Origin of the sequence: Janibacter terrae (assembly GCF_039636765.1) — a bacterium.
Lineage (GTDB): Bacteria > Actinomycetota > Actinomycetes > Actinomycetales > Dermatophilaceae > Janibacter > Janibacter terrae.
This window is the reverse complement of sequence record NZ_CP144167.1, coordinates 1,694,864-1,711,404: the sequence shown is the minus strand read 5'-3', so window position 1 is coordinate 1,711,404 and position 16,541 is coordinate 1,694,864. Positions and strand designations below refer to the sequence as shown.

Sequence of the window (16,541 nt, the reverse complement as noted above, 5' to 3'; positions counted from 1 at the left end):
GAAAATCAAGGACACGCTCGAACAGATGTTTGAAATACCTGTTCGATCGGCCTACTGTCGTCGACACGGAGTAGTTGACCAGCGACCACCGACAACGGTGCCTCGCGGACACGGACGAAGGGTCGATCGATGAGCGGACAGGGCGAGGACACGGGCGAGGGCAACATCCACCAGCTCCCCGAGCGCGACACCGGGGACGGGTTGACCGCACGGCAGCGCAAGGTCCTCGAGGTCATCCGCAATGCCGTCGCGACGCGCGGCTACCCGCCGAGCCTGCGCGAGATCGGCGAGCTCGTCGGCCTCACCTCCCCCAGCTCCGTCGCCCACCAGCTCTCCTCCCTCGAGCGCAAGGGCTACCTGCGCCGCGACCCCAACCGCCCGCGGGCCATCGAGGTCATCTCCCCCGACGGCCACGACGCCCCGGCGGGCGAGGTCACCGACCTGGCCTCCATGCGGGGCGGCGCCGACCACGGCGATGCCGTCGTCGACCCGACCGGCTCCGGCGACGCGCGTCCCGAGGCCAGCTACGTCCCCGTCCTCGGCCAGATCGCCGCCGGTGTCCCGATCACCGCCGAGGAGGTCGTCGACGACGTCTTCCCCCTGCCCAAGCAGATCGTCGGCGAGGGCTCGCTGTTTCTGCTGAAGGTCGTCGGCGACTCGATGATCGACGCCGCCATCTGCGACGGCGACTGGGTCGTCGTGCGTCAGCAGCCGCAGGCGGACAACGGCGACATCGTCGCGGCCATGCTCGACAACGAAGCGACGGTCAAGACCTTCAAGCGCAAGGACGGCCACGTGTGGCTGCTCCCCCACAACCCCGCCTTCGACCCGATCGACGGCGACCACGCGACGATCCTCGGCAAGGTCACCGCGGTGCTGCGCCGCCTGTGACCGACAGCTCGAGGACCGCGTCGACGAGGGAGCGAAGGGAGTCCCGCAGCTCCCCGTCCACGCGGTGGTCGACGAGGTCGTCCCCCCGCGTGGGTCCGCGGGTGATCAGCGAGACCGGGATCCCGCGCTTGGCCGCGTGCCGCACGAACCGCAGCCCCGACATCACCTGCAGCGAGCTGCCCAGCACGAGCAGGCTCGGCGCGGCGTCGACGAGGTCGTAGCAGCGCTGCACGAGCGGCTTGGCGACCGATCCGCCGAAGAAGACGACGTCGGGCTTGAGCGTGTCGGCGCCGCACTCCTCGCAGCACGGGGCGACGAAACGGCCGACGTCGACCGACTCCAGCCGCACGTCGCCGTCGGGTCGGATCTCGTCGCTGTCGGCGTCGAAGCCGGGGTTGGCGGCGGCCATCCGCGCATCGAGGACCTGCCGGTCCACCCGTGTGCCGCAGGTCAGGCAGACCGCTTCGACGAGGTTGCCGTGCAGCTCGACGACGTCGCGGGTGTCGGCCGCCTGGTGCAGGCCGTCGACGTTCTGCGTGATGACGGGGCCGGCCGCCCCGATCTGCTGCAGCCGGGTGACCAGGTGGTGGGCGTCGTTGGGGCGCGCCGCGTGGAACCGCCGCCAGCCGACATAGCTGCGGGCCCAGTACCGCTGGCGCGCCTCGCTGCTCCCAACGAACTCGGAGTAGTGCATGGGCGACACCCGCCGTGTGCCGTCCGGCCCGCGGTAGTCCGGGATGCCGGAGTCGGTCGACATGCCGGCGCCGGTGAGCACGAGGGCCGGACCGGCCGACAGCACCCGGGCGATGTCCTCGATCACCGCACCAGTATGAGGTGCTCGGCGCCCTCGGGTGAGCGGGAGCGGCACCGGCCGAGCCGGACGACCTACCATGGCTCCATGATCGACGCCGCCGGGCTCCGCGTGATGCGGGCCATCGCCGAGGAGGGCAGCTTCACCGCCGCCGCCCTCGCTCTCGGCTACTCGCAGCCGGCGGTCTCCCAGATGGTCAAGCGCCTCGAGCAACGGACCGGGACCGTCCTCGTGGAGAAGGTCGGCCGCTCCGTGCGGCTCACCGAGGCCGGTGCGGTGCTCGCGCGCCACGCGACGCCGGTCCTCGCGGCGCTCGACGCCGCCGAGGAGGAGGTCGCCGCGATCGCCGGGCTGCGCTCCGGCCGGGTGCGGCTCATGGCCTTCCCCTCGTCGTCGGTCACCCTCGTCCCCCGCGCGCTGGCCGCGGTGCGGGCCGAGCACCCGGACCTGTCGGTGCAGTTCGCCGAGGCGGAGCCGCCCGAGTCGATCGCCGCGCTGCGCGCCGGCGACGTCGACCTCGCGGTGGCCTTCAGCTACGAGGGCAGCGACCTGGCCCGTGGCGAGGACCTCGAGGGCTTCGTCGTGCACCCCCTCATCGACGAGGAGGTCCGGGTCGCCCTCCCCCGTGACCACCCGCTGGCCGTCAAGGAGACGGTCTCGATGACCGACCTCACCGATGAGGACTGGATCGCCGGCTGCGCGCGCTGCCGGGGCCACCTGCTGAAGATCGCGCACGACGCGGGGTTCGCGCCCAAGGTGGCCTTCGAGACCGAGGACTACGTCGCTGTCCAGGGCTTCGTCGCCGCCGGTCTGGGTGTCGCGCTCATCCCCGACCTCATCCGCGCGGCGACGTCCAACGACGACGTCGTCATCCGCCCGCTCGACCCGAAGAGCCGACGCCGGATCCACGTCGTGACGACCGAGGACCTGCTGAAGGTCCCCGCGGTCGCGACGACCCTCGAGGCGCTCGTCGCCTCGGCCGCCGCGGCCACACCCTCGGCCGTCAGCTGACCGGCACCGCCCACTCCTGCCAGTCGTTGAGCAGCGCCTCCGGCCGGTCGGAGGCCATGATCACCACCCCCGGGTAGTCCTGGAGGATCCCCCGCAGCATCTCCCGACCCTGCGGACCCAGGTCGTCGTCGACGTGCTCGAGCAGGAGCAGTGCCGGCGCGCCGATGGTCGCGCGGGCGACCCACAGTCGAGCGATCTCCTGGCGCGTGAGCGGTTCACCGCCACGGCGAAGGGGGGTCCGCTCACCTTCCGGCAGGCTCGCCACCCGGTCGGCCAGGCCGACGGCTGCCAGGGCCGCGCTGCCCTCCCCTTCGTCCAGGTCGGGCTGGCGGTAGCGCACGGCGCGCGAGACGCTCCCCCGCTCGAGGCGGCCACCGACGGGTGCGTAGCCGACGCGCCGACGGCGGCTCCTGGGGCCGGTGTGCGCCAGGTCCTTGCCGTCGACGCACACCGAGACGCAGCCGTCGCGACCCGGCAGCGCGAGCGCGGTGAAGACCTCGCGGGCGTGCCAGGGCGCGCCCCCGCGGAGGACGATGCGCTCCCCCGGCTCGGCGAGCAGTCCGGGCATCGCGACGCCGTCGACGGTCAGGCCGCGCACGACGACCCGACCACCGCTGGAGACGTCCGGGTCGAAGACGGGCGCCGGGCGGGCGTCGACGGGCTCCAGGAGCAGGGGCGCGATGATCCGGCGAGCGGCCTTGTGGTTCTGCCGGTACTCGACGATGCGGCCGGCGTCGGCGACCGGGCCGGCGAGGATGCCGACGATCGTCAGGGCGACGGCGACCGAGGCGGCGGAGACGACGCCGAAGGCGCCGAGGGTCGCCGCGCCGGCCGACCCGGCGAGCGGGGCGACGAGGGCGCAGGCGCGCAGCAGGCCGGAGGTGCGGGCCCGGTGCACCGCCGCGTCGACGACCCGGGAGCCCGAGGTGTCGATCGCGCGCAGCTCCCGCTCGACACCGCCGGCGGCGGCGATGCCGGGGGCGGCGGTGACGGTGTCGGCGACGCGGGCCGCGAGCGAGCCGCGTCGGCGCCGCAGGAGCCGCGCCCGCTCGAAGGCCGAGCCCGAGACGCGGGCCAGCACCAGGCCGAGCACCACGAGCGGCACGGCGACGACGAGTGCGAGCTGCCAGCCGAGCGTCGCGAGCGCGAGGACCGAGCCGAGCACGAGCGGCCCGAGCGCGACGAGCGGGGCGATCCCGAGTGAGACCCAGTTGCGCACGCTCGCGAGGTCGTTGGTCGAGCGGGCGATCGTGATGCCGAGGGAGGGCGCCTCGGCGGAGGTCATCGCGTGCTGGACGAGACCGCGCCGGATCTGCTGGACGTAGTCCTGGCCGAGGCGCTCGGCGACGACCCGCTCGACGTAGCGCGTGACGCCGAGGCCCACGACGGTGACCACGAGGACCCCGAGATCGGCGAGCACCGCGCTCGGGGGCTGGCCGACGTCGCCGAGGAGCACGCCGACGAGCAGCCCCGCCGCGATGGCGCAGGCAGTGTGGGCGACCGCCGTCGCGACGAGCAGCGCCATGAGCAACCGGCGGCTGCCCCGCAGCAGCGCGGGCATGGGTGGGACGGCCTGCGCCTCGTGCTGCTCCGTGTCCTCGGGCGACGCGGTGCGGCTCATGATGCCTGCGCGCGGACCGACCGGTCCCGGAGGAGACCCAGGGCCACCTCCGGCTCACGCAGCTCGAAGGTGCCGATGACCGGCACGGAGAGGACCTCGCTCGCCTCGCGCGTCGCGAGCGGCGAGGAGGTGACCACGCCGGAGACGGCAGCGGTCGGGGCACCCGCCGCGTCGAGGACCTGCAGGCCGGCGACGGCGCCGAGCGCGTCCTGGGACGCGAAGACGACCCGGTCGACGCGCGCGTGGAACTCGGGGTCCTCGAGCAGGCGGCGCGTCTCCTCCTGGTAGACGCCGTCGGCGACCTCGATGATGACGACGTCGGGCGCGGTGGCGGCGAGCTCGTCGACCATGTCGACGAAGATCTCGCGGATGCGCTCGTGCCCGAGGCGGTAGGTCGCGGGGTGGCCGAAGTCGGTGAAGTCCAGGACCGTCGTCGCACCGGCGTCCCGGAAGTGGTTGGGGTCGTTGCCCGCGCCGGTGCCGGTGGACTTGCCCGCGGCGACGCGCAGACCGGCATTGGTCAGGCCGTTGACGATCGAGCCGAGGACCGTGGACTTGCCGGAGTTCATCGACGAGCCGAAGACGGCGACGACCGGCACCTTGCTCGTGCTCGTGCTCGTGCTGCCGGTCGTCGCGGTCGACCCCAGCGGGGCGAAGCGGTCGAGGGTCACGCGCCCGGCGTGGTCGGCGAGCAGGCCGATCGGCTCGATGCGGGTCGCCCCGTCGATGCTCGCGTGCATCTCGACGACCCTCGAGGCGAGGCCTCCGCCGGCGACGAGGTCCGCGGGGGCGAGCGAGGACGGCACGTGGGCGAGGAACTGGTCCGGGGCGTAGCGGTCGCCGTAGGCGACGAGGACCTCCTGGCCGGGGAAGAGCAGCTGGCGCCGCGAGACGGGGCTCTCCAGCCGGGTGTGCTTGCCGATCTCGGTGACCCGGGCGAGGACCACGTCGCCGGCGCGCGGCGCGACGTCCGCGCCGTACTGGAGGTGGTAGCCGTCGGCGGAGGACTCGATCGCCGCGGCGACGAAGCGCGTCGTGTAGGCCTTGAGCGCGCGACGCAGCCGGACCGGGTCGAGGATCGCCGTGTGGTGACCGGGCCGGATGGCCGGGGTCACCTCGTCGGGGGCCCTCGTCCCGGTGGTGGTCAGGTCGGTCGCGGTCAGGGCGGTGGGGGCGGTCTGGGTCATCGTCATCGTCGTCATGCCCAGATCACACCAAGCGAGGGTGAGCGGCGGATGAGGCCCGGATGAAGGTGCGTTCATCTGCGGCGCAGGGCCGCGTCGCAGGTCAGCGAGCGGTGACCGTCGCGGCGCCCTCGACGACGGCGACATCGCCGTCCTCGTCGGTCCGCAGCACCCGCGTCCCGTGGCGGGCGGCCCACTGCAGCGCGGTGGGCGTGGGGTGGCCGTAGGTGTTGTCGGCACCGACGCTGATGATCGCCGTGGGCGCGGCCACCTCGTCCATGAAGTCCTCGTCGACATTGCCCGACCCGTGGTGCGGCATCTTGACGACGTCGAGGTCGGCGGCAGCAGCGGCCATCGCGGGATCGCGTCGCAGCGCCAGCAGCAGCGCGTGGCCGACCTCCCTCTCGATGTCGCCGAGGAGCAGCATGCTGACCTCACCGACCCGGACGTGGAGGACGATGCTCGCGTTGTTGGCGGCCGAGCCGCCGGCGACCACCTGGGCCGGCCACCACACGTCCGCCCTCACCTCGCCGATCGTCAGCTGCCGCCCCGCGACGAGCGCCTCCACGGGCACGCCGTGCTCCCCCGCGATGCGCCGGACCTGCCGGGCCGCCCACTGCGGGTCCTCGACCGGCGTGACGAGGATGCGGCCGACCGCGCGCCCGTCGAGGGCCGCCTCGAGGGCGCCGACGTGGTCGTCGTGGAAGTGCGTGAGCACCACCGCGTCGAGGGTGCGCACCCGCAGCCGCCGCAGGCAGGCGTCGATGCCCCCGTCCTCGGGACCGACGTCCACGAGGACCGCCCGCCCCGGACCAGAGGCGAGGACCAGACCGTCGCCCTGCCCGACGTCGCAGGCGACGAGCCGCCAGTCAGGTGGCGGCCAGCTGAGCGTGCGCGCCGGGAGGGACCCGACGACGATGACGACGACGAGGCCCAGCGCGACGAGCGGGCTGGCGCGCGAGCGCCGGACCGCCCACGGACCGGAGAGGATGCCGAGCGCGGTGACCACGGTGAGCAGCACCGCACCGGGGGGCCCGTCGGGCCACGGGAGCGCCCCGCCGGGCACGTCGGCGGCGATCCGCGCGGTCCAGGCGATGGCGAGGGCGAAGGGAGCACCGCACCAGCCGACGAGGCTCGCCAGGGTCGTGCTCGCCACGGCGACGAGGGCGGCGCTCACCCCGAGGACCGTGGCCGGGGCGACGAAGGGAGCGGCCGCCAGGTTGGCGACGACGGCGATGAGGCTGACGTCGCCCTGCAGCAGCACGATGACCGGTCCGCAGACGAGCTGGGCGGCGACGGGGATCGCCACGGCCGGCCCGACGAGGTGCAGGCGTCGCGGCAGGTGGGCGTTGATCGCGTCGGACCACGGGCGGACGAAGAGCAGCAGGCCGAGGGTCGCGAGCGTGGAGAGGACGAACCCGTACGAGCGCGCGAGCCACGGGTCGTAGGTGAGCAGCGCGAGGACGGCGGTACACAGGGCGGGGGTGCCGGCGCCCCGTCGCGAGGCGCTCATGCCGAGCAGCCCGATCGCGCCCATCGTCGCCGCCCGGATGACGCTCGGCTCCGGCCGGGCGAGCACGACGAAGAAGGCCAGCCCGGCGCCCGCCGCCCAGGGCCGCCACCGGCGCGGGAGGCCACCCAGGCGGGCGGCGCCGATGAGCGCGGCCAGCACGACGGCGACATTGGACCCGCTGACCGCGCTGAGGTGCGACATGCCGACGAGGAGCATGTCGTCGGTGAGGTCCTGGGGGGTCATCGAGGTGTCGCCGATGACGAGCGCCGGCAGCAGGCCGCGGGCGTCGGCCGGCAGCGGCTCCATCGCCTCGCGCATCCCCGACCGCAGGTGCTCGGCGGCAGCCCGCACCGGGGAGCGCTCGCCCAGCGGCCGGGGTGGGCCGCGGGGGCTGAGCACGGCGATCTCCGGGTCGGCGGGCTCGGCGGGGGCGAGCCGGCCCGTCAGGGCGATCCGGTCGTGCCAGCCGACCTCGCCCCAGGGCTGCCCCGCCCGGACGAAGACCGGTGCGCGCACCCGCGTCGTCACCCCGCGGGCGGTGACCGACTCCAGCCGCACCCGCAGCAGGACCTGGTCGGGGGCGGGGCTCCCTTCGTCCCCCGAGGCACGGCCGGCGCGGACGATCGGCTCGGTGAGCACGACGCCCTCCGCCCGCACCATCGCGCGCTCGGCGACGAGGCGGTCCACGGGCCCGACCCGACGGGTCGCCTCGTGCACGGCCGACGACCCGAGGACGAGCCCCGCGGCGACGAGGGCGAGACCGAGCACCGCCGGCCCGTCGCGTCGCCACGACGCCCGGGCGTGCCGGCCCCGGTAGCGCACACCCCCCACCCACAGGCCCAGCACGAGCAGGAGCGCGAGCGTCGCGACCTGGGCACGCACCGCCCCGGACCACGACAACGCCCACGCGCCGAGGGCCCACGCGGCGAGGCACGGCAGGAGCAACCGCAGGTCGAGCAGCGGTGCGCCCGCGGGCTCCTCGGCCACGAGCTCAGACCGTGACCCTGGTCGAGAGCTGGGCGTAGATCTTGTCGCCGATCCCGCTCACCTCGCCGAGCTCCTCGACCGCGGTGAACCGCCCGTGCTCGGTGCGCCACTCGAGGATGCGCTGCGCGAGCACCGGCCCGACGCCCGGCAGCGTCTCGAGGGTGGCGAGGTCGGCGGTGTTGAGGTCGACCGGTGCCGCGGCCGCCCCGGGAGCAGCTGCGCCACCGGGGGCCGGAGCGCCCGCCGCCGGGGCACCCGCCGGAGCAGGCGCAGCGGCCGGGGCCTCCCCCCGCCCCGGCACGACCACCTGCTCGCCGTCCACGAGTGGTCGGGCGAGGTTGACGCTCGTGAGGTCCGCGCGACCGGTGGTGCCGCCCGCCTCGTCGAGGGCCTCGCCGACTCGCGAGCCCCCCGGCAGGGTGACCACGCCGGGGCGCTCGACCCGGCCGACGACGTGCACGGTCACCGTCGTCGCCGGACCCGTGGCCGGGGCGAAGGGCGACTCCGTCCCGTCCGGCTCCGCCGCCGCGCCCTCCTCCTGCACGACGGCGGGCTGGGGTGCCGCGTCCTCGCGCGCCATGACGTACCGACCGACGAGCATGGCGACGGCGACCGCGACGACGAGCGCCACCCCGATCACCGCCTGCCGGCTCACCCCGTAGCGTCCCCGCGCCAGCGTGGAGGGCAGCTCGAGGGGCCGCGGCTCGCGGTCCTCCTCGAGGATCCGGGCGACGCGCTCGGAGGGCTCGCTCGTGCGTGGGCTCATGCCGACGACGCTAGGCAGGCCTGTCCCCGCCGCGGTCGCGTCGCGCTCTCCTGTGGACCGTCAGAGCGGCGCCACCGGGGCTGGGGACGAGCAGCGACCCGGTCAGTCGCGCTGGCGGGGGGTCACGCCGACGCCGATGGTGCCGAGCCCGACGTGCGCGCCGATGACCGCGGTGAGCGGCGACAGGGAGACGGGGACGTCCAGCTCCTCGCGCAGGGCCGTGGCGAGCGCGCTCGCCCGCTCCTCGGCGTCCAGGTGGTGCACGGCGACGTCGACGCCACCGGCCCACTCCGGCAGGTCGCGGCAGTCCTGGAGGGTCAGGGCCTGCAGGCGCGCGATCGCCTTGCCGGCCGTGCGGACCCGCTCGAGCGGCTCGACGTGGCCGTCGACGATGTGGAGCACCGGCTTGAGGGCCAGCGCCGAGCCGAGCAGCGCCCGGGCACCACCGATCCGTCCGCCCCGGCGCAGCTGCTCCAGGCTGTGCACGACCATGCGCACGGTCGACGCGGCGCAGCACTGCTCCAGCCGGGCGACGACCTCCTCGACCGGCAGGCCGCGCGCCCCGTCCCGCGCCGCGCCGATCGCGGCGAAGCCCAGGGCCATGCCGATGAGTCGCGAGTCGACGACGTGCACCGGCACCGGCGACTCGGGGGCGGCCGAGCGGGCCGCCTCGACCGTCCCCGACAGGTCACCGCTCAGGTGGACGGAGACGATCTGGGTGGCTCCCCCCTTCGCCGCCGCCTCGTAAGCACGCAGGAAGGTCGCGGGAGCAGGGCGCGAGGTGCTGATCTCGGCCTTGCGCCGCAGGGCGTCGACGACCGCGCGCGAGTCGACCTCGTCGCCCTCGATCCGCTCCCGGCCGTCGACGACGAGGACGAGCGGCACGACGCGGATGCCGTGCTCGGTCCGCTCCGCGGCCGACAGGCCCGAGGTGGAGTCGGTGACGACGACGGTGCTCACGGGTCGAAGCGTACCGAGACCCGTCACGGGCACGAGCGTCCGTCCGCGGCTAGCCTCGCCCCATGTCCACCAGCGAGCGACTGCCCTACCTCGACGCGTCCCTGCCGGAGGCGTGGAAGTCCCTCAACGCCCTCGCGCTCAAGGTCTCCGCCGCCGCGGAGGCTGCCGGCCTCGAGCGCGAGACCCTCGAGCTGATGAACGTGCGCATCTCGCAGATCAACGGCTGCGCGTTCTGCCTCGACCTGCACACGCGCAAGGCGCTCGATGCCGGCGCGAGCCAGCAGCGCCTCGCGCTGCTGCCGGCCTGGCGCGAGTCCACGCTCTTCGACAGCGTCGAGTGCGCCGTGCTCGACGTCGCCGAGGTGACGACCACCCTGCCCGACCCGCAGCAGCGCGGCGAGGCCCTCGTCGCCGCCCGGCGCCTGCTCGGCGACGAGACCTTCGCCGCGGTCGAGTGGGCGGCCGTGACGATGAATGCCTTCAACCGGGTCTCGATCCTCTCCGAGCACCCGGTCCGCCGGCGGGACTAGAGCGGGACGACGTTGACGAGCTTGGGTGCCCGCACGATGACCGTGCGGATGCCGCCCTCCGTCGTCGCCTTGATCTTGTCGCGCCCCAGCGCCAGCTCGCGCAGCTCGTCCTCGGAGATGTCGGCCGGGACCTCGACGCGGTCGCGCACCTTGCCCTTGACCTGGATGACGCAGGTGACGCTCGACTCGACCATCTTGCTCGGGTCGGCCACGGGGAAGGGCTCCGCGCTGAGGGAGGCGGAGTGCCCCAGCTGCGACCACAGCTCCTCGGCGAGGTGGGGGGCGACCGGCGCGGCCATGAGCACGAGCGGCTCGATCGCTGCGCGCGGCACGGAGGCCAGCTTGGTCAGCGCGTTGTTGAGCTCGATGAGGCGTGCGATGGCGGTGTTGAAGCCCAGGGTCGCGTAGTCCTCGGTGACGGCGGCGATCGTCTGGTGCAGCAGGCGCTCGGTGTCCGCGTCGAGGGCGTCGTCGGTGACGTGCACCTCACCGCTCTCCTCGTCGACGACGTTGCGCCACAGCCGCTGCAGGAACCGCTGGCTGCCGACGACCGCGCGCGTCTCCCAGGGCTTCGACTGGTCGAGCGGGCCGAGCGACATCTCGTAGACGCGGAAGGTGTCGGCGCCGAACTGCTCGTACATCTCGTCGGGGCTGACGGCGTTCTTCAGCGACTTGCCGATCTTGCCGTACTCCTGCGTGACCGGCCGGCCCTGCCAGGTGAACCCCGTCGCAACGCTCGCGTCCTCCTCGACCTCGGCGGCCGGCACCGGCTGGCCGCGGTGGTCGCGGTAGGCGTGGGCCTGGATGTAGCCCTGCGAGAAGTACCGGCGGAAGGGCTCCTCGCTGCTCACGTGGCCCAGGTCGAAGAGGACCTTGTGCCAGAAACGCGCGTAGAGCAGGTGCAGCACGGCGTGCTCGACGCCGCCGATGTACAGGTCGACGCCGCCCGGGTCGCGGGTGCCGGCGGGTGCGCCGGGGACCGGCGTCTCGCGCGGCCCGACCCAGTAGGCCTCGTTGGCCGGGTCGACGAGCGCCTCGTCGTTGGCCGGGTCGAGATAGCGCAGGTAGTACCAGCACGACCCGGCCCAGTTGGGCATCGTGTTGGTCTCGCGGCGGTACCGCCTGGGTCCGTCGCCGAGGTCGAGCTCGACCTCGACCCACTCCGTCGCGCGGCCGAGCGGCGGCTCGGGCGTGCTGCCGGCGTCGTCGGGGTCGAAGGTGCGCGGGCTGTAGTCGTCGACCTCGGGCAGCTCGACCGGCAGCATCGACTCGGGCACGGCGTGCGCGACGCCGTCCTCGTCGAAGAGGATCGGGAAGGGCTCGCCCCAGTAGCGCTGGCGGGAGAAGAGCCAGTCGCGCAGCTTGTAGTTGACCGTGCCGCGGCCGACCCCCTGCTCCTCCAGCCACGCGGTGATCGCGGCCTTGCCCTCGGCGACGGACAGGCCGTCGAGCGAGACCGACGCGCTCGTGGAGTTGATGATCGTGCCGTCGCCGGACCACGCGCCCTCGTGCCCCTCGGGCGCGGTGACCGTGGGGATGATCGGCAGGTCGAAGGCGGTCGCGTACTCGAAGTCACGCTGGTCGCCGGACGGCACGGCCATGATCGCGCCGGTGCCGTAGCCCATGAGGACGTAGTCGGCGACGAAGACCGGGATGCGCTCGCCGCTCACCGGGTTGGTCGCCCAGCCTCCGGTGAAGACGCCGGTCTTGTCCTTGGTCTCGATCTGGCGCTCGACGTCGCTCTTGCGGCCCGCGGCGGCCCGGTACCCCGCGACCGCGGCGAAGGGGGTCTCCGCCCCGCCCGTCCACATGGACTTGGTCCCCTCGGGCCAACCGCCCTGCGGGACGAGGGAGTCCACGAGCGGGTGCTCGGGCGCCAGGACCATGAAGGTGGCACCGAAGAGCGTGTCCGGCCGGGTCGTGAAGACCTCGACCGGGTGCTCGGAGCCGTCCGCGCCGGTCGCGGTGAAGGTGACCTGCGCGCCCTCGCTGCGGCCGATCCAGTTGCGCTGCATGGCCTTGACCTTGGCCGGCCACTCGACGCGGTCGAGGTCGTCGGCCAGGCGGTCGGCGTAGGCGGTGATGCGCATCATCCACTGGCGCAGGTTGGTCTTGAAGACCGGGTAGTTGCCCCGCTCGGAGCGACCGTCGGCGGTGACCTCCTCGTTGGCCACGACCGAGCCCAGACCGGGCGCCCAGTTGACCGGTGCCTCGGCGGAGTAGGCCAGGCGGTAGCCGTCGAGGACGTCGGAGCGCTCCTTGGGCGACAGGTCCGCCCAGGCGCGGGTCTCCCCCTTCGGCAGCTCGCGGGCACCGGAGGCGAAGGACTCGACGAGCTCGCTGATCGGCCGGGCGCGCCCACGCCCGCCGTCGGGCCGCTCGGCGTCCTCGTCGTACCAGGCATTGAAGATCTGCAGGAAGATCCACTGCGTCCAGCGGTAGTAGTCCGGGTCGATCGTCGCGAAGGCGCGGCGGTCGTCGTGGCCGAGGCCGAGGCGCCGCAGCTGGCGTCGCATGACGTCCATGTTGGCCTCAGTCGTCACCCGCGGGTGCTGCCCGGTCTGCACGGCGAACTGCTCCGCCGGCAGGCCGAAGGCGTCGTAGCCGAGGCAGTGCAGGACGTTCTTGCCGAGCATCCGCTGGTAGCGGGCGTAGACGTCCGTCGCGATGTACCCCAGGGGGTGGCCGACGTGCAGCCCCGCGCCGGAGGGGTAGGGGAACATGTCGAGGACGAGCATGTGGCCGTCGTGCTGCCGCACCCGCTCGGGCTCGGCCCACGGACCGGCCGGGTTGGGCGCGCGGAAGGTCCCGAGCTCCTCCCAGCGGTCCTGCCAGCCGGTCTCGATCCGGCCGGCCATCTCCGCGGTGTAGCGGTACGGCGTCTCGCTCATCAGTGCAGGTCTCCCGGGGTGTTGAGGTCGGGAGCCAGACTACTTGTCGTCCACCGCCGCCTGCTCCAGCGCCTCGGTGATCCCGGGCTCGACGGGGCCGAGCACGGGGTCGCGGCCGGTGACGACGTCGAGGGCCGCCTTGACGTTGGCGAGGTACTCGCGCTGCTGCCCCGACCGCCACGGTCCGGAGTACCGGCGCATCGTCTCGTCGCCGACACCGACGGTGGCCAGGCCGACGGCCCGGCAGACCGCGACGGCCCGGGGCACGTGGTAGCCCTGCGAGACGATGACCGCGTCGGGCACCTCGAAGATCCGCCGGGCCCGCACGCACGTGTCGTAGGTGTCGCGCCCGGCGAAGTCCCGCACGACCCGCTCCCGCGGCACCCCGGCGTCGACGAGGTGGTCACGCATCGCGGTGGGCTCGTCGTAGGAGTGCGTGCGGTTGTCGCCGCTCACGAGGATCGCGTCCACCGTGCCGTCGAGGTAGAGGTCACGGGCGATGTCCAGCCGCGCGGCGAGGAAGGGGGTGGGCTCACCCTCCGCGTCCAGGCCCGCCCCGAGGACGATCGCCACCGAGCGGTGCGGTGCGTCCTCGGCCGTGTACACGTGGTCCTCGCTCGCCCGGGCCACCCACATGTTGGGGCCGGCGACCACGAGGACCACGAACAGCACCACGCCGCCGACCAGCCAGCGCCACCTGCGCCTCATCCGTGCCCCCTGACAGTCGACCATCCCTCTGCGAGAGTGTGGACCATGAGCGACGACGAGCGCACCACCGACGTCCTGGCCCGGCTCGACGAGACGCGAGAACGCCGCGAGGAGCTCTACCGCCACCTCCACTCCCACCCCGAGCTGTCGCACGAGGAGAGCGAGACGGCCGCGCTCGTCGCGCAGCGCCTCACGGGGTCCGGGTACGACGTGCGCACCGGGATCGGCGGGACCGGGGTCGTCGGCGTCCTCACCCGGGGCGAGGGCGGGCGCGTGCTGCTGCGCGCCGACATGGACGCACTCCCCGTGCCCGAGGCCACCCGGCTGGACTACGCGAGCACCGTCACCACCCGGGACACGAAGGGGGAAGAGGTCCCGGTCGCGCACGCCTGCGGCCACGACGTGCACGTCACGTGCCTGCTCGAGGCGGCGGACCTGCTCGCCTCCGCCCCCGAGGGCGCGTGGAGCGGCACGGTGATCGCCCTCTTCCAGCCGGGCGAGGAGCGGGGCGACGGAGCCGGACGCATGGTCGAGGACGGTCTGGCCGAGGTCGTCGGGCCGGTGGACGTCGCGATGGCGCAGCACGTGCTCGCCTTCCCCGCCGGCACGGTGGCCACGCGCCCCGGACCGGTGCTCTCGGCCGCCGACAGCATCCGGATCACCGTCCACGGCCGCGGGTCGCACGGGTCCATGCCGCAGACCGCCGTCGACCCCGTCGTCCTCGCCGCGATGATCGTGCTGCGGCTGCAGACGATCGTCTCCCGCGAGATCGGCCCGACCGACCCGGCGGTCGTCACCGTGGGCTCGATCCACGCCGGCACCAAGAGCAATGTCATCGGCGACCACGCCGTGCTCGAGGTCAACACGCGGACCTACTCCGACGGGACCCGCCGGCGCGTGCTCGAGGCGATCGAACGCATCGTGCGGGCCGAGTGCCAGGCCTCGGGCAGCCCCCACGAGCCGCAGCTGGAGCTGTACGACCGCTTCCCGGCGACGGTCAACGACGAGGCGACGACGGCGAGGGTGCGCGCGGCCTTCGACGAGCACTTCGGCGCGGACTCGCGCGAGCTGCCGCTGCAGTCCGCGAGCGAGGACTTCAGCGACATCCCGACCGCGCTCGGCGTCCCGTACACCTACTGGGCCATCGGTGGCATCGACCGGCAGCGGTACGCCGCGGCGGAGGCGGCCGGCCGGGTCGACGAGGACATCCCGGCCAACCACTCCCCCGCCTTCGCGCCCGTGATCCGCCCGACCCTCGACGTCGGTGTGCGGGCGCTCGTCGTGGCCGCCCTGGCGCACCTGGGCTGAGGCCCGGGGGGTCGGACGTGCCTAGCCCGCCGTCCCAACGCTGAGCAGCACGACCGCGTCCTCGAGGGCCTGCAGGTCGTGGCGCACGCCGGGGACGACGAGCAGCTCACCGGCGCCGCCCTCCCACGTCTCCTCGCCCGCGGCCAGGCGCACCCTGCCCTGCAGCACCTGCAGCGTCGCCTCCGGCGGGCTCTCGTGCTCGCCGAGCTCCTGGCCCTGCAGCAGGGCGATGAGGGTCTGGCGCAGGACGTAGTCGTGGCGGCCGTGGACCGTCACGGCGCTGCGCCCGGCCGATCCCTCCCGGGCCTTGGCCAGGTGCTCCTGCGCGAGCGCAGTCAGTGACATCGACTCCATGACGACTCCTCCGTGCGGTGACATGTCCCCCCATCCTGCTCCACCGGCAGCCGGTACGGTGCCCCCATGGGTGAGCAGCAGCGCCGGATCTCCTGCCTCCGTGTCCCGGACGTCGAGGACGTGGATCAACCAGTGCACCTACTGCGCCGTCTCCCACGGCGCGGCCCTGCGCGAGCACTCCGGTGACCCGGTCATGGCCGACCTCGTCGCGGTCAACTGGCGACAGGCGGAGCTGACCGAGCGCCAGCGGGCGATCGCGGAGTATGCCGAGCTGCTCACGGTCTCGTCCGGGTCGGTGGAGGAGGGCGACCTGGAGCCGCTGCGGGCCGCCGGCCTCGACGAGCACGAGATCCTCGAGGCCGTCCAGGTCATCGGGATGTTCAACATGACCAACCGCGTCTCCAGCGCGATCGGCCTGGTGCCCAACCACGAGTACCACGGGCAGGCGCGCTGACGCTCAGTCCTCGTCCGCGTCCTCGTCGCCCGTCGGCGGGTAGGTCACGGTCGTGCCGTCGACGACGGCGAAGGGGGTCAGCTCGTGCGCCTTGGGCGCTGCGGCCGAGATGATCTCCAGGGCGGTGTGACCGCGCACCACGAGGGCGTCGGCGACGAGTCGCCGGTGACAGCGCCACGGCACCGCCTCGGCGCACATGATCGCGCAGGAGTCCTCCTCCGCGAGTTCCAGCAGCGTCTCCAGCCCCCGCTCGAACTCCTCGGTGAGCATGTGATCCGCGTAGCCCTGGAAGGAGGCATTGCGCCAGGCGCCGTTGGGTGAGTCGGGACGGCGCTTGCGCAGCCCGCCGAGCTCGGCGACGTAGGAGTACCCGAGCCCGACCCCGGCCAGGGAGTCCGCGAGTGCGTCCCCCCAGTACTGCGGGTTGCGACGCGACTTGGGCACCGTGCGGATGTCGACGACCCGGGTCACGCCCCGGGCGGTCAGCATCTCGATGAACTCCTCGACGGGCCGGGTCGAGTGGCCGATCGTGTGGATGGTGCTCATCGGCCC

Annotated in this window: 15 protein-coding genes; 5 read left to right on the top strand and 10 right to left on the bottom strand. The window is 73.8% G+C overall.

Translation table 11 applies throughout. The features are described 5' to 3' along the window. The first annotated feature begins 129 nt into the window (after nucleotides 1-129). Complete coding sequence (gene lexA, locus V3C34_RS08445) at nucleotides 130-891, top strand: transcriptional repressor LexA (RefSeq protein ID WP_068324993.1); 762 nt, start codon at nucleotides 130-132, stop codon at nucleotides 889-891. On the opposite strand, the gene V3C34_RS08440 is transcribed toward lexA, so the two are convergent. After that, the gene (locus tag V3C34_RS08440; protein ID WP_068324994.1) at nucleotides 866-1,711 is read right to left on the bottom strand and encodes a Sir2 family NAD-dependent protein deacetylase; all 846 of its coding nucleotides are present in this window, start codon (nucleotides 1,709-1,711) and stop codon (nucleotides 866-868) included. The genes lexA and V3C34_RS08440 overlap by 26 nt on opposite strands. A gap of 78 nt (nucleotides 1,712-1,789) precedes the next feature. Here V3C34_RS08440 and V3C34_RS08435 point away from each other — a divergent pair, with 78 nt between their 5' ends. Continuing rightward, nucleotides 1,790-2,713 carry a LysR family transcriptional regulator gene (locus V3C34_RS08435; RefSeq protein WP_338538364.1) on the top strand — a complete coding sequence of 308 codons (924 nt, stop codon included), beginning with the start codon at nucleotides 1,790-1,792 and terminating at the stop codon, nucleotides 2,711-2,713. Here V3C34_RS08435 and V3C34_RS08430 read toward each other — a convergent pair. The 5 genes from V3C34_RS08430 to V3C34_RS08410 all read right to left on the bottom strand — a co-directional run bounded on the left by V3C34_RS08430 (nucleotide 2,706) and on the right by V3C34_RS08410 (nucleotide 9,744). After that, a complete protein-coding gene (locus V3C34_RS08430; RefSeq protein WP_346008524.1) occupies nucleotides 2,706-4,334 on the bottom strand; it encodes an ABC transporter ATP-binding protein in 1,629 nt (542 codons plus the stop codon). The genes V3C34_RS08435 and V3C34_RS08430 overlap by 8 nt on opposite strands. Next, nucleotides 4,331-5,536 carry a DUF1611 domain-containing protein gene (locus V3C34_RS08425; protein ID WP_346008523.1) on the bottom strand — a complete coding sequence of 402 codons (1,206 nt, stop codon included), beginning with the start codon at nucleotides 5,534-5,536 and terminating at the stop codon, nucleotides 4,331-4,333. The genes V3C34_RS08430 and V3C34_RS08425 overlap by 4 nt, the downstream gene beginning before the upstream one ends. Nucleotides 5,537-5,621: 85 nt before the next feature. Beyond that, entirely contained in the window at nucleotides 5,622-8,018 is a 2,397-nt protein-coding gene (locus V3C34_RS08420) for a ComEC/Rec2 family competence protein (protein ID WP_346008522.1), read from the bottom strand. Between the two features lie 4 nt (nucleotides 8,019-8,022). Continuing rightward, entirely contained in the window at nucleotides 8,023-8,784 is a 762-nt protein-coding gene (locus tag V3C34_RS08415; RefSeq protein ID WP_346008521.1) for a ComEA family DNA-binding protein, read from the bottom strand. Nucleotides 8,785-8,886: 102 nt separating this feature from the next. Continuing rightward, nucleotides 8,887-9,744 carry a DegV family protein gene (locus tag V3C34_RS08410; protein WP_338538369.1) on the bottom strand — a complete coding sequence of 286 codons (858 nt, stop codon included), beginning with the start codon at nucleotides 9,742-9,744 and terminating at the stop codon, nucleotides 8,887-8,889. Between the two features lie 62 nt (nucleotides 9,745-9,806). Here V3C34_RS08410 and V3C34_RS08405 point away from each other — a divergent pair, with 62 nt between their 5' ends. Beyond that, nucleotides 9,807-10,274 carry a carboxymuconolactone decarboxylase family protein gene (locus V3C34_RS08405; RefSeq protein WP_068325054.1) on the top strand — a complete coding sequence of 156 codons (468 nt, stop codon included), beginning with the start codon at nucleotides 9,807-9,809 and terminating at the stop codon, nucleotides 10,272-10,274. Here V3C34_RS08405 and leuS read toward each other — a convergent pair. Both leuS and V3C34_RS08395 read right to left on the bottom strand, forming a co-directional pair. Next, the gene (gene leuS, locus V3C34_RS08400) at nucleotides 10,271-13,165 is read right to left on the bottom strand and encodes a leucine--tRNA ligase (RefSeq protein ID WP_346008520.1); all 2,895 of its coding nucleotides are present in this window, start codon (nucleotides 13,163-13,165) and stop codon (nucleotides 10,271-10,273) included. The genes V3C34_RS08405 and leuS overlap by 4 nt on opposite strands. Before the next feature lie 39 nt (nucleotides 13,166-13,204). Next, nucleotides 13,205-13,873 (bottom strand): SanA/YdcF family protein, encoded by a 669-nt coding sequence (locus tag V3C34_RS08395; protein ID WP_346008519.1) that lies wholly within the window; start codon nucleotides 13,871-13,873, stop codon nucleotides 13,205-13,207. Nucleotides 13,874-13,918: 45 nt separating this feature from the next. Between V3C34_RS08395 and V3C34_RS08390 the strand changes: the two genes are divergently transcribed. Continuing rightward, the gene (locus V3C34_RS08390) at nucleotides 13,919-15,181 is read left to right on the top strand and encodes an amidohydrolase (RefSeq protein WP_346008518.1); all 1,263 of its coding nucleotides are present in this window, start codon (nucleotides 13,919-13,921) and stop codon (nucleotides 15,179-15,181) included. Between the two features lie 21 nt (nucleotides 15,182-15,202). On the opposite strand, the gene V3C34_RS08385 is transcribed toward V3C34_RS08390, so the two are convergent. Then, the gene (locus tag V3C34_RS08385; RefSeq protein ID WP_068325058.1) at nucleotides 15,203-15,535 is read right to left on the bottom strand and encodes a cupin domain-containing protein; all 333 of its coding nucleotides are present in this window, start codon (nucleotides 15,533-15,535) and stop codon (nucleotides 15,203-15,205) included. Nucleotides 15,536-15,635: 100 nt separating this feature from the next. On the opposite strand from V3C34_RS08385, the gene V3C34_RS08380 reads away from it, so the two are divergent. Next, complete coding sequence (locus tag V3C34_RS08380) at nucleotides 15,636-15,989, top strand: peroxidase-related enzyme (protein ID WP_068422231.1); 354 nt, start codon at nucleotides 15,636-15,638, stop codon at nucleotides 15,987-15,989. A gap of 3 nt (nucleotides 15,990-15,992) precedes the next feature. On the opposite strand, the gene V3C34_RS08375 is transcribed toward V3C34_RS08380, so the two are convergent. Beyond that, nucleotides 15,993-16,535: a DUF488 domain-containing protein gene (locus V3C34_RS08375; protein ID WP_346008517.1), complete on the bottom strand. Its 543-nt coding sequence runs from the start codon at nucleotides 16,533-16,535 to the stop codon at nucleotides 15,993-15,995. Between the last annotated feature and the right edge of the window lie 6 nt (nucleotides 16,536-16,541).

Coding starts and splice junctions, on each gene's coding strand:
- V3C34_RS08435 (WP_338538364.1), top strand. CDS start 1,790: ATGATCGACGCCGCCGGGCTCCGCGTGATGCGGGCCATCGCCGAGGAG.
- V3C34_RS08415 (WP_346008521.1), bottom strand. CDS start 8,784: ATGAGCCCACGCACGAGCGAGCCCTCCGAGCGCGTCGCCCGGATCCTC.
- V3C34_RS08405 (WP_068325054.1), top strand. CDS start 9,807: ATGTCCACCAGCGAGCGACTGCCCTACCTCGACGCGTCCCTGCCGGAG.
- V3C34_RS08425 (WP_346008523.1), bottom strand. CDS start 5,536: ATGACGACGATGACGATGACCCAGACCGCCCCCACCGCCCTGACCGCG.
- lexA (WP_068324993.1), top strand. CDS start 130: ATGAGCGGACAGGGCGAGGACACGGGCGAGGGCAACATCCACCAGCTC.
- V3C34_RS08375 (WP_346008517.1), bottom strand. CDS start 16,535: ATGAGCACCATCCACACGATCGGCCACTCGACCCGGCCCGTCGAGGAG.
- V3C34_RS08395 (WP_346008519.1), bottom strand. CDS start 13,873: ATGAGGCGCAGGTGGCGCTGGCTGGTCGGCGGCGTGGTGCTGTTCGTG.
- V3C34_RS08385 (WP_068325058.1), bottom strand. CDS start 15,535: ATGGAGTCGATGTCACTGACTGCGCTCGCGCAGGAGCACCTGGCCAAG.
- V3C34_RS08390 (WP_346008518.1), top strand. CDS start 13,919: ATGAGCGACGACGAGCGCACCACCGACGTCCTGGCCCGGCTCGACGAG.
- V3C34_RS08430 (WP_346008524.1), bottom strand. CDS start 4,334: ATGAGCCGCACCGCGTCGCCCGAGGACACGGAGCAGCACGAGGCGCAG.
- leuS (WP_346008520.1), bottom strand. CDS start 13,165: ATGAGCGAGACGCCGTACCGCTACACCGCGGAGATGGCCGGCCGGATC.